Below are 11323 nucleotides of genomic sequence, written 5' to 3'. Positions count from 1 at the left end.
GAATTATCGGTGCGCGGCTGGCTTGAAGGGCGTGTTGTGCTATTGAAATTACTAAGCAGCGCCATAGGAAGAAATATGGGTCGAGTCTTGAGCCGACGCAAAGTCGGGTTCAGATACTTCGCAAAGTGACTGAGACTGTGACTTTTTGAGCGTATGCGAGCCTGCCTGTTTACACAAGCATGAGCCATCAAATCAGGTCGTTGACCTACCTGGCCTCAGCTGTGGCAGCGGCTCAGCCGGCTACCAGCTTGTGCACCAGATCGGCTGCGGTGGAGGCGCCGTATTTGCGCATCAGCCGGGCGCGGTAGATTTCCACGGTGCGATGACTGATGGCCAGTGCCTTGCCGATTTCCTTGCTGGTCATGCCTTCGAGAAGGCGCGCAGCGACTTCGCGTTCGCGGCCTGTGAGCTCGGCCTTGACGGGGCGATGGGCCGAGAGGTCCTCGAAGCTCCAGATGCCCGAGGCATGGGGATCGTTTCGGTCCAGCGTGCGGCCGCTGACATGACACCAGAACACCTCGCCATTGGCGCGCTTCATGATGCGGTTGTCGGAATAGATGCCTGTGGTGTTGAGAATCGGGGCAATGCGCGCGCCCAGGCGCTCGTATTCGTCAACGCTGGGATAAAGCACCTGAAAGGTCTGTCCTATGAGTACTTCGCGCGATGCATGGAACATTTCACACAATTGCCGATTACAGTCAATCATGATGCGGTTGCGCGAGATGACGAGACCTACAGGGGCGGCGTCGAACGCCAGCCGGTAATCCACAACCATGGTACTGCTCTTTACGAAAAACTACTTACTCAAGTACGTAGTATCGTAGCGCATCCAATTTCAAGGAGACATGTGTGAAAAAGCTCTACCCATCCGCAGAAGCGGCGCTGCAGGGCGTGGTGTCCGACGGGCAATTGCTGGCCGTTGGCGGCTTCGGCCTGTGCGGCATTCCCGAGGCCCTGATCGATGCGGTTTGCGCCAGCGGCGTCAAGAACCTCACGGTGGCATCCAACAACGCCGGCGTGGACGGCTTTGGTCTGGGCAAGCTGCTGGACACCCGCCAGGTCAAGAAGATGATCTCCAGCTATGTGGGCGAGAACAAGGAGTTCGAGCGCCAGTACCTGGCCGGTGAGCTGGAGCTGGAGTTCACGCCTCAGGGCACGCTGGCCGAGAAGATGCGCGCCGGCGGCGCCGGTATTCCCGCCTTCTTCACCAAGACCGGTGTGGGCACGCTGGTGGCCGAGGGCAAGGAATTGCGCGAATTCGATGGCGAGACCTATGTGATGGAGCACGCGATCGTGGCCGATGTGTCCCTGGTCAAGGCCTGGCGCGCGGACAAGAGCGGCAATCTGCAGTTCCGCCTGACGGCGCGCAACTTCAACCCTGCGGCAGCCACCTGCGGCAAGGTCTGCGTGGTGGAGGTCGAGGAGTTGGTGGAAGTGGGCGAGATCGCTCCCGACGACATCCATCTGCCCGGCATCTATGTGCACCGCATCGTGCACAACGCCAATCCCGAAAAGCGCATCGAAAAGCGCACCGTGCGCGAAGCCTGAAACATGGCGGATACGTCCTATTCGCCCGAGGCTGCCGCCCAGGCCGACGTACCGGTCTTTCGTGCGCTGGCTGCGCAGGAACTGGAGCAACTGGAGCGCGAACGCTTGCTGGTGTGCCAGGTCGCGGCCCGTGAACTGGGGCTGAGCGACTGGAGCATGGATCGCTCTGGCCTGGGTCAGTTGCAGCCGCTGCTCGATCGTGGCCTAGTGTCGGCCGACAACCTGCTGCTGGCCCGAGGATTGGGTGTGGTGCTGGGGGACGCGCTGAGCTGCGAAATGGACGATATGGACTGGCATATGGTGAGCGACGACTGGGGAACCGACCCCGTTGTGCGCTACCGCGAAACCAGCATCCAGGTGGGGGCTCGCGACATGGTCCTCAAACGGCTCGAAGACGGCCAGAGCGTCGATCTGCTGCACTTGCTCGATGGTGTGATTTCGCACCTGCAGCCCATGATCGACTCCGGCGACTACCAATAACGTCAATCAAGATTTATTCAGGAGGCTCTTATGCCCTGGACCCAAGACCAGATGGCCGCGCGCGCGGCCCAAGAACTCGAAGACGGTTTCTACGTCAACCTCGGTATCGGCATTCCCACGCTGGTGGCCAACCATACGGGCGACAAGGAAGTGTGGCTGCAGTCCGAGAACGGCATGCTGGGCATCGGCCCCTTCCCGACCGAAGACCAGGTCGACGCCGACCTGATCAACGCCGGCAAGCAGACCGTGACCACGCTTCCCGGCTCGGCCATCTTCGGCTCCGACCAGTCGTTTGCCATGATCCGCGGCGGCAAGATCAATCTGTCCATTCTGGGCGCCATGCAGGTGTCCGAAAAAGGCGATCTGGCCAACTGGATGATTCCCGGCAAGATGGTCAAGGGCATGGGCGGAGCCATGGACCTGGTGGCGGGCGTCAAGCGCGTCATCGTGCTCATGGAACATGTGGCCAAGAAAAAGGACGGCACGACCGACCTGAAGATTCTGCCCAGCTGCACCCTGCCGCTGACGGGGCTCGGCGTGGTTGATCGCATCATCACCGATCTGGGTGTGATGGACGTGACACCCGAGGGCCTGAAGCTGGTGGAGCTGGCCGAGGGCGTGAGCTTTGACGAGATCCAGTCCAAGACCGGTGTGACGCTGCTGAAATAAGCGGCGCTGCGCTCCCGGGCAAGAACCGCTGCGGCGGTTCTTTTTTTATGCTTTTTCTGCGGAATCAGCAGAATTAATAGCTACCGGAGTTGATAGAACAAGCGATGTAAGCTGTTTTTGCTTTAATTGTGGCCCACAAATTATTGCAATCTGCAACAATCGAGTTTGATTGAGCAGACAGAAAAAGAGCGCTTTGATGAGTGAGAACGCTGGTGCGCAGGGGCACGAGACCGATGTACATTTTTTGCGCGCAGTCACCGATATGGCCGAGCATACGGAGGTCATGACAGGCGATGCAATCTATACCGACAAGGGCATGAAATTGGTGGACAAAGGCACACGTGTTGACAGTCGTCTCTATGACCGTCTGGTCATGCACAAGCTGCGTGACCCCATCGATGCCAACCTGATCACGGGCGACCTGGTCGACGTGGCATCCCTGGTCGCTCTGGCGCGCCAGCAATGCGAGCAGGTCGATCTGCTGCATCGCATGGTGGCGTCCATCGGTGATGTCGAGCGTCTGCTGGCACCGCTCAAGAGCTTGCTGCTGCCTCAGGCCATTGCCTTCAAGCTCACCGTCATGCGCGAGCAGCGCTCCGACCTCTACCAGCACAGCCTGCAGATGACGCTGGTGGCGATCTTTCTGGCACTCAAGAACGGCTGGACCGAGCGCGAATGCGTGCCGTTGGCCACGGCCGCGCTGCTGCACGATGTAGGCATGCTCTATATGGACCCGGTCTGGACCGACCCGGACCACCGCTTGAGCGGCGAGGAACGCAAGCATTTGGTCGCGCATTCCGTCACGGCCATGCTGGTGGTGCGCAGTACAGAACTGTATTCGCGCGCCGTGGAAATCGCCGTGCTCGAGCACCATGAGCGCATGGATGGTTCCGGCTATCCGCGCGGCATCAAGGGCAACGCCATTTCTCCCATGGGTCAGGTGCTGTTGCTGGCCGAGGTGGTCTCGGCCTTCTTCGAGAAATTCACGGACATGCCTGGCCAGCGCCTGTCGCTCATGCTGCGCATGAACCACAAGAGCTATCCGGCTGATCTGGTGCACCTGATTTTGCCGCTGCTCTACGACGAAATCAGTCCCGGCAAGCCGCTGGCGCCGCTGCAGGCCGAGTTCTCCCACAGCATTGCGGCCCTGGAGGCTGCGCTGCGCAAATGGAGCGAACTCAGGTGCGAGTTTCCCGAGCACTGGCAGCAAATGCCCGATGCGCAGGCGGCGGTGGCCGTGGAAGCCAGTCTTGCGCAACTGCAGAAACAGCTGGCCGAGGCAGGCTCTCACCCCAGCCAGCAGCTGGACGTGCTGAGCTATTTCAAGGATGATGCCCTGGGCATGAGTGAGCTGGCCCTGGTCAACCGCGAGGCCCTGTGGCAGTTGCAGGCCATCATGAACGACTGCCTGCGCCGCTGGCCCACGCTGGGGCAGGGCGGCTCCACGCTGGAAGTCGCCGTGGCCGAATGGTGCGAGGCCTGTGCTCAGCTGATGCCGCAGGCCGGCCGCAGCTCGGCCATGAATGCCGACAGGCAGTCGCTCAATTGAAGGCATTGACTGCGAGTTTTGCCTGGGACGGCTGGCCTCAAGTCTGATAGCGGCAGGCGCTTGATTGACAGGCGCCAAACCGGTATTTCTTCAAAACTCTGTGCATCACGCCGCAGCGCGGCGTGCTTTGCTGCGTCTGCTTGCGCCATCCTGAAGAAGTATTTTTGATAGCGCACGACGTCCAATCTACAAGAGTCGACCGTATCTGCTACCGATATTAAGACCTTGTTTTGCGCGGAAACTTGAATAACTGTATATTTGTACAGTATTCAAGAGCTTTCGCATGCACACCCAGCCCCTGACATCCTTGGCCCATCCTGGCTCACCGCCCGGCATGACGGAGTCTGTCCGGCAGCAAACAGGTGCAGAGCAGGGCATGCGGCCGGGTCTGCCCGTTGCGGGCAGCCTGCCTTTGTCCGCCATACGGATTCCAGGTGTCTGGCGCGGCACGGACTGGCAGGCCGGCGCCGGCCCTCAGGTCTGGCCCAGCGGCCATGCTGCGCTGGATGCCGAGCTGCCGGGCGGCGGCTGGCCCGGCAATGCCTTGATTCAGCTGCAGCAACCCGCGCACTGTCATGCTGAGTGGGCCTTGCTGTTGCCCGCGCTGGCCGCCCGTGTCCAGCAGCATGCGGCTTCACTCGGGGATTCGCGGATGGGGCAACTGGTGCTGGTGGCGCCACCCTATCTGCCTTTTGCTCCGGCCTTGCAGGCCGCCGGTATTGACGCGAAGCGGCTGTGCGCGGTGCAGCCGGGGCGCAGTGCCCAGGATCTGGCCTGGGCCTGCGAGCAGGCTCTGCATTGCCGGGATGTGCTGGCGGTGCTGGCCTGGCTGCCCGAACTTCCAGCGTCCACGCTGCGCCGCTTGCAGCTGGCTGCCGCTTCGCAGGGCCGGCCTCTGTGGCTATGGCAGGAGCTGCAGGCCGAGCCGCACAGCTCTCCCGCCGCATTGCGGTTGAGGCTGGAGAGAGTCACGGCAGACTCCGCTGCCCAGCAGACGCCGGATTTGCAGATACAGATACTCAAGCGCCGTGGGCCTTTGCTGGAGCGCCCCATACAGCTCGCGCTTTCGCAGTGGGCCTGGCAGCCCGTGCTGCAGGCGCAGGCCCAAAGACATGCGCGCCAGAGCGAGGAGGCTGCCATGCTCATGCAAGGGCGCATGACAGCCGCCGCTCCTGCAACGGCCTCGCCTTGGATGACGGAGGCATGAGATGGGCAGTGCAGAGCACTGGATGGCCTGGCCTCTGGCCTGCCTGAGCGAGTCAAGCCCGGTGCCCGAGAGTTCCTGCTGGTGGGCGCTGGAGTTCTCGCCGCGTGTGGCCTTGCTCGAAGACGCCTTGCTCATGGAGACCAGCATGGTGCAGCGTCTTTGGGGCGGAGCCGAGGTCTTGCTGGCGCGGCTGGACAGTGCTTTTGCGCAAGCTTGTCAGGCTGACCCCCCGGAGTCCGGGGGCGGCGATGCGGCATTGCAGCCGCTGCGCGGACAGGGCGGCACGGCCTGGCAGGCTTTGGCACGGCTGCGGCTGCAGCAGGGCCGGCCTTGCGGCTCCGTCCCTGTTTCCCTGTCCATGTCCGAGTCATCGCTGCATGCCGATGCGCTGCCGCTATGGACGCTGAGCTCCCTGGAGCAGCACAGCTCCGTGCTGCTGCGCCTGGGCTGCCGTAGCTGGGGCGATGTGCGCGCACTGCCGCGCGCGGGACTGTCGCGCCGCATTGGAGCCAAGGCCTTGCGTGCGCTCGACGAGGCCTATGGTCTGCGGCCCCAGCCGCTTGAGTGGCTGCAACTGCCCCAGCAATTCCTGCTGCGCCACGACCTGGGTTATCCGGCTCACCATGCCGATGCCGTGCTCCATGCCGCGCAGCCGCTGTTGCGCGCGCTGCAGTCCTGGTTGCAGGCCCGTCACCATGCGGTGCTGGCGCTGCGATTGCGCTGGCACCATGATCTGCGTCGTATCGACGGCCAGGAGCTACCGGCCTGGGAAGCGCTTGTCATCCGCACGGCCCAGCCCACGCAGGGTATGGCGCATTTGCAGCGCCTGTTGCGTGAGCACCTGGGTCAGCAGCGCTGGCGCGCCCCCGTGGACATGCTGGAGTTGCAGGCGCTGGAGACGGTTGCCTGGGCGGCAGAGCCGCTGAGCTGTCTGCCTGCCGTCCAGGGCCAGAGCCCGTCGGACAGCCTGGCCTGGCATGAATGGGTGGAGCGCCTGAGCGCCCGCTGGGGCGAGGAAGCCGTGCAAATGGTGCGGCCGCTGGCCGATCACCGGCCCGAGCAGATGCAGTGCTGGCAAGCTGCGGCGAAGCTGCTGCAGAGCCAGAAGCCAGGCGGCACCAGGGCTAGCGCCAGGGCCGAGGTGGGAGCCGGCTTCGGGCCACGCCGTCAGACCGGCTGTGCCGACCCCTGGCAAGCCCTGTGGCCGCCCTGGCTGCTGTCCAAGCCCCAGGCCTTGCCCGTGCAGGGCAATCGTCCCCAATGGCATGGGCCGCTGCAGCTCAGGGCCGGGCCCTACAGGCTGGAGTCCGGCTGGTGGGATGCGGCTGGCGATGCCCAGGCCGGCGCGCCGGCCGGCCTGGCCGTGCGTGACTATTTCGTGGCCTATAACGCCGTGGTCGGCCATGTCTGGATTTACCGCGAGCGCGCCCGTAGCGAACACCTGATGAGCATGACAGCCAGCCCCGCCAGCTGGTTTGCGCAAGGCGTGTATGGCTGAGCAGATCACGGCCGAGCTGCCCGCTCCCGCACTGCGTCTCGCAGGGCCGCCGCCTGCCGCTGTACCGGCCAGCCCCGTGGCCCAGGGCATGGACAGAGGGCCGCTGGCCTATGCCGAGCTGCACTGTCTCTCGCACTTCAGCTTCCTGCGCGGTGCTTCATCACCGGCCGAGCTGGTGCACCGGGCCAAAAGCCTGGGCTATGCGGCGCTGGCGCTGACCGATGAATGCTCGGTAGCCGGTGCCGTGCGCGCTCATGAGGCGGCGCGGGACAGCGACCTGCACCTGATCCATGGCAGCGAATTCGCCTGGGGCCCGCTCAGGATCGTGGTGCTGGTGCGTGATCTGCAAGGCTGGGGCAATCTCTGTGAATTCATCACCGTTGCACGCAGCCGGGCTGCCAAAGGGGAGTATCTGGTCGATGAATCCAGTCCCTGGCAGCTGCTGCAGCAAGGCTGCGAATGTCTGCTGCTGCCGCAGCGCGAGCAGCTCGATGCATCGGATTTGATAGCTGTAACCGCTTGTCTGGAAAACGTTGCAGCGCATTTTTCGACAAATATCCTGTGGGTGGGTGTGGAGCTGCATCTGGCGCCCGACGACAGCCTGTGGCTGCAGACCCTGCAGCAGGCTGGCGTGGTGCTGGGCCTGCCGCTGCTGGCCTGCGGCGATGTCCATATGCATGCGCGCTCGCGCAAGCCGCTGCAGGATGTGGTCACGGCAATACGCCTGGGGCGCACCGTGGCCGAATGCGGCTTTGCGCTGCAGCCCAATGCCGAGCGGCATCTGCGCTCGCGTCTGCGGCTGGCTTCGCTCTATCCCAGGGTCATGCTGGAGGCGACGCTGGAGCTGGCCGGGCGCTGCAGCTTCAGCCTGGACGAGATCCGCTACCACTATCCTCAGGAGAGCGTGCTGCCCGGCATGACGGCCACGCAGACCCTGGCCTGGCTGACCTGGGATGGCGCGGCGGGACGCTATCCCCAGGGCATTCCCGAGAACGTGCACGATCAATTGCACAAAGAGCTGGCGCTGATCGAGGATCAGAAGTACGAGATGTACTTTCTCACCGTGCATGACATCGTGCGCTATGCGCGCAGCGTCGGCATTCTCTGCCAGGGGCGCGGATCGGCGGCCAATTCTGCGGTCTGCTACTGCCTGGGCATTACGGCGGTAGATCCGGAAAACAACAATCTGCTGTTCGAGCGCTTTATCAGCAAGGAGCGCAGCGAGCCGCCCGATATCGATGTGGACTTCGAGCATGCGCGGCGTGAAGAGGTCATCCAGTACATCTACGACAAATACGGGCGCGACCGCGCCGCGCTCACGGCCGTGGTCAGTTGCTGGCGCAGCCGTAGCGCGCTGCGCGATGTGGGCAAGGCGCTGGGCCTGCCTGCCGATCTGATCGATGCCCTGGCCAAGGGGCAGTATTGGTTCAGCGAACATGCCCAGGCGCAAGCACAGACGCATGCCGAGGCGGCCGATTCGGCAGAGGAGGACCAGGCGCCCGAAGCTTTGCCCGAAGACTGGGGGCAGCGCAAGCTCCAGGAAGCCGAGGTGCTGGCGAGCGAAATGAATTGTGCTGTGGGCGCGCATCGGCTGCGCCTCTGGATAGAGCTGGCCTGGCAGCTCAGGGACAGCCCGCGCCACCTCAGCCAGCATGTGGGCGGCTTTGTGCTGACCGAGGGTAAGCTCACGCGCCTGGTGCCCGTGGAGCCCGCCACGATGGCCAAGCGCTCCGTCATTCAGTGGGACAAGGACGATCTCGATGTCGTGGGCTTGCTCAAGGTCGATGTGCTGGCCCTGGGCATGCTCACCATGTTGCGCAATGCCTTGAACGAGCGCGCCCGCTGGCGTGGCGAACCATGGGGGCTGCACCAGATTCCGCAGGAGGATGCCGCGACCTACGAGATGATCTGCCAGGCCGATACCGTGGGTACTTTCCAGATCGAAAGCCGCGCCCAGATGAGCATGCTGCCGCGCCTGCAGCCGCGCACTTTCTATGACTTGGTGGTTGAGGTTGCCATCGTGCGCCCCGGCCCGATTCAAGGCGGCATGGTCCATCCCTATTTGCTGGCACGTGAGCGCGCGCGCCGCAAGCTGCCGCTCAAGCTTGAGAAGCCGGAGCTTGCAAATGCGCTCAAGCGCACCTTGGGCGTGCCCATTTTCCAGGAGCAGGTGATGCAGATCGCCATGGATGCTGCCAAGTTTTCGGCCGGCAAGGCTGATGAGCTGCGCCGCTCCATGGCGGCCTGGAAGCGCAAGGGCGGCGTACACAAGTTCGAGCGCCCATTGATCGACGGTATGGTGGCGCGTGGTTACAAGCTGGAATTCGCTCAGGCCATCTTTGCGCAGATGCTGGGCTTTGGCGAATATGGCTTCCCCGAAAGTCATGCCTACAGCTTTGCGCTGCTGGCCTATGCGAGCGCCTGGCTCAAGCGCCATGAGCCGGCCATCTTTCTGCAGGCGCTGCTCAATGCCCAGCCCATGGGTTTTTATTCGCCGTCCCAACTGGTACAGGATGCACGCCGACACGGAGTGCGCGTGCTGCCCGTCGATGTCTGTCATAGCCACTGGCATTGCACGCTGGAAGCCCCTTTGCAAGCCATGCGCGGCGTGGCCCAGCCCCAGCCGGCCGTGCGCCTGGGGCTGAACCGGGTTGCCAGGCTGGGCAAGGCCGCAGCGCTGCGAATCGAGGGTGAAGCTGCGCAGGCTGCCTGGAAGGACGTGAGCGATCTGGCCATGCGAGCCCGGTTGGACAAGGCGGATATGGAAGCCCTGGCCGCAGCGGATGCGCTGCGCAGCCTGGCCGGTCACCGTCGCCAGCAGATGTGGGATGCTGCTGCGCAGGCCAGCCTGCCGCCTATTTTTGCGCAGGCCGCGATTCATGAGCCAGGACTTGAGCTGCCCCAGGCCGCCGAGGGCGAGGAAATCATGTTCGACTATGCCGCCACGGGTCTGAGCCTGCGCCGCCACCCGCTGGCCTTGCTGCGTCCCAGGCTGGCGCGCCATGGGCTGAAGACCGCAGCCGAGCTGCGTCATATGCTGCCAGGCCAGAAGGTCCGCGCCTGCGGCATCGTTACCGTGCGCCAGCGCCCGCCTACCGCCAACGGCACGCTGTTCATCACGCTGGAAGACGAAACCGGCGTCATCAACCTGGTGGTCTGGAGCCAGACCTTTGCGCGCTGGCGCTCTGCGTTGCTGGCCTCGCGTCTGCTGGCCGTGGAGGGCATCTGGCAGCGCAGCACGGCCCCGCAACTGGAGGCACCGGAATCAGCAGGGAATATGCCTGCAGCCAAGAAAGTGGATGAGCCTGCGGTTCGCCATCTGGTCGTGATGAAGGCCAGGGATGTGACCCGCTGGCTGGGGCGGTTTGCCGAGGTCGGGCTGAACAGCCGGGATTTTCATTGAGCCTGCCGAGGCTGGTGCGCGCTGGCCGCTGCGAATTCAGGACGCTGCCGGCAGCTTGGCAAATTGCAGTGCATGTTCAATGAGCGTCTGCACTGCCCGGCTGCCCGGCGTGAGCGAATGCACCAGCGCAATGCCCACATGAAAGCCCGGAGGATTGTCCAGCAGCGGCAAACACTTCACGCCGCGCGGCTGAACGAGATGCGAAACGCCCGCGACCAGACCCACGCCCAGGCCGGAAGCCACCAGGCTCATGATGGTCTGCACCTGCATGGCCTCCTGGGCGATGCGAGGGGTGAAGCCCGATTGCTGGCAGCGTAGCTTGGCCAGTGCGGCGAGGCTGGGTACCGTGTCCTGCGGATACATCACAAAAGGCTCATGAGCTGCCTCGGACAGGGCGATAGCGTCGCGCTGCGCCAGGGGACTGTTGTCCGAGACGGCCAGCACGAACTCGTCCTGATCCAGCGGCGTGAGCGCGATGCGCTCATCGAGTTCGAGCACGGGGTAGCGCAGCAGGCCGGCATCGAAGCGCCGGCTTGCCAGCCCTTCGAGGATTTCGGCGCTGGTCGCTTCGTAGAACTCCAGCCCTACCTTGGGGTAGCGCTCGCGAAACGAGGGAATCAGGCGCGGCAGCAGTTCGTAGGTGGCCGAACCGACAAAGCCCAGCCGGATCAGGCCGCCCACGCCTTCCCTGGTATCGCGCACCGCCTGGCGGCATTGCTCGGCATGAAACAGGGTCGCGCGTGCGCTCTCCAGCATGGCCTTGCCGGCAGGCGTCAGCACGACGCCGGTGCTGGTGCGATCGAACAAGGCGCTGCCCAGCTCCTCCTCCAGCTTGCGAATCGAGATGGACAGCGGCGGCTGGGCCATATGCAGCTGCTCAGCGGCACGGTGAAAGTTGCCGGTTTCGGCCAGGGCAATGAACTGCTGCAGTTGCTTGAGATTCATTGATATTCAATCGATATCAGAAAC

At 63.6% G+C, this 11323-nt stretch carries 9 protein-coding genes; 7 read left to right on the top strand and 2 right to left on the bottom strand.

The window, feature by feature from the left end:
* Positions 1-232 precede the first annotated feature (232 nt).
* Positions 233-775, bottom strand: coding sequence for a PAS and helix-turn-helix domain-containing protein (locus FSY45_RS00660; RefSeq protein ID WP_003055436.1), 543 nt, complete (start codon positions 773-775; stop codon positions 233-235).
* Positions 776-849: 74 nt separating this feature from the next.
* On the opposite strand from FSY45_RS00660, the gene FSY45_RS00655 reads away from it, so the two are divergent.
* The 7 genes from FSY45_RS00655 (at position 850) to dnaE (ending at position 10354) form a co-directional block, all read left to right on the top strand.
* Complete coding sequence (locus FSY45_RS00655) at positions 850-1548, top strand: CoA transferase subunit A (protein WP_003079441.1); 699 nt, start codon at positions 850-852, stop codon at positions 1546-1548.
* Between the two features lie 3 nt (positions 1549-1551).
* Positions 1552-2028, top strand: coding sequence for a DUF3806 domain-containing protein (locus FSY45_RS00650; protein WP_046462105.1), 477 nt, complete (start codon positions 1552-1554; stop codon positions 2026-2028).
* 30 nt (positions 2029-2058) lie between these two features.
* Positions 2059-2697: a 3-oxoacid CoA-transferase subunit B gene (locus FSY45_RS00645; RefSeq protein WP_003079436.1), complete on the top strand. Its 639-nt coding sequence runs from the start codon at positions 2059-2061 to the stop codon at positions 2695-2697.
* A gap of 196 nt (positions 2698-2893) precedes the next feature.
* On the top strand, positions 2894-4246 hold the full coding sequence (locus FSY45_RS00640; RefSeq protein ID WP_046462106.1) for an HD-GYP domain-containing protein: 1353 nt from the start codon (positions 2894-2896) through the stop codon (positions 4244-4246).
* A 283-nt stretch (positions 4247-4529) separates the two neighbouring features.
* Entirely contained in the window at positions 4530-5453 is a 924-nt protein-coding gene (gene imuA, locus FSY45_RS00635; RefSeq protein ID WP_080944511.1) for a translesion DNA synthesis-associated protein ImuA, read from the top strand.
* Position 5454: 1 nt separating this feature from the next.
* A complete protein-coding gene (locus FSY45_RS00630) occupies positions 5455-6951 on the top strand; it encodes a hypothetical protein (protein ID WP_052951093.1) in 1497 nt (498 codons plus the stop codon).
* Positions 6944-10354, top strand: a complete 3411-nt coding sequence (gene dnaE, locus FSY45_RS00625; RefSeq protein WP_046462107.1) for a DNA polymerase III subunit alpha — start codon at positions 6944-6946, stop codon at positions 10352-10354. The genes FSY45_RS00630 and dnaE overlap by 8 nt, the downstream gene beginning before the upstream one ends.
* 36 nt (positions 10355-10390) lie before the next feature.
* Here the strand turns inward: dnaE and FSY45_RS00620 are convergent, their stop codons facing one another.
* Positions 10391-11299, bottom strand: coding sequence for a LysR substrate-binding domain-containing protein (locus FSY45_RS00620; protein ID WP_004340705.1), 909 nt, complete (start codon positions 11297-11299; stop codon positions 10391-10393).
* Between the last annotated feature and the right edge of the window lie 24 nt (positions 11300-11323).

Source organism: Comamonas sp. Z1, assembly GCF_008121555.1.
Lineage (GTDB): Bacteria > Pseudomonadota > Gammaproteobacteria > Burkholderiales > Burkholderiaceae_C > Comamonas > Comamonas thiooxydans.
The sequence above is the reverse complement of the archived record's forward strand: the minus strand, read 5'-3'. Positions and strand labels throughout refer to the sequence as shown.

Excerpts from the sequence above, each read along its gene's own strand:
- FSY45_RS00630 (WP_052951093.1), top strand. The coding sequence starts at position 5,455 with ATGGGCAGTGCAGAGCACTGGATGGCCTGGCCTCTGGCCTGCCTGAGC.
- FSY45_RS00620 (WP_004340705.1), bottom strand. The coding sequence starts at position 11,299 with ATGAATCTCAAGCAACTGCAGCAGTTCATTGCCCTGGCCGAAACCGGC.
- dnaE (WP_046462107.1), top strand. The coding sequence starts at position 6,944 with ATGGCTGAGCAGATCACGGCCGAGCTGCCCGCTCCCGCACTGCGTCTC.
- FSY45_RS00650 (WP_046462105.1), top strand. The coding sequence starts at position 1,552 with ATGGCGGATACGTCCTATTCGCCCGAGGCTGCCGCCCAGGCCGACGTA.
- imuA (WP_080944511.1), top strand. The coding sequence starts at position 4,530 with ATGCACACCCAGCCCCTGACATCCTTGGCCCATCCTGGCTCACCGCCC.
- FSY45_RS00640 (WP_046462106.1), top strand. The coding sequence starts at position 2,894 with ATGAGTGAGAACGCTGGTGCGCAGGGGCACGAGACCGATGTACATTTT.
- FSY45_RS00645 (WP_003079436.1), top strand. The coding sequence starts at position 2,059 with ATGCCCTGGACCCAAGACCAGATGGCCGCGCGCGCGGCCCAAGAACTC.
- FSY45_RS00660 (WP_003055436.1), bottom strand. The coding sequence starts at position 775 with ATGGTTGTGGATTACCGGCTGGCGTTCGACGCCGCCCCTGTAGGTCTC.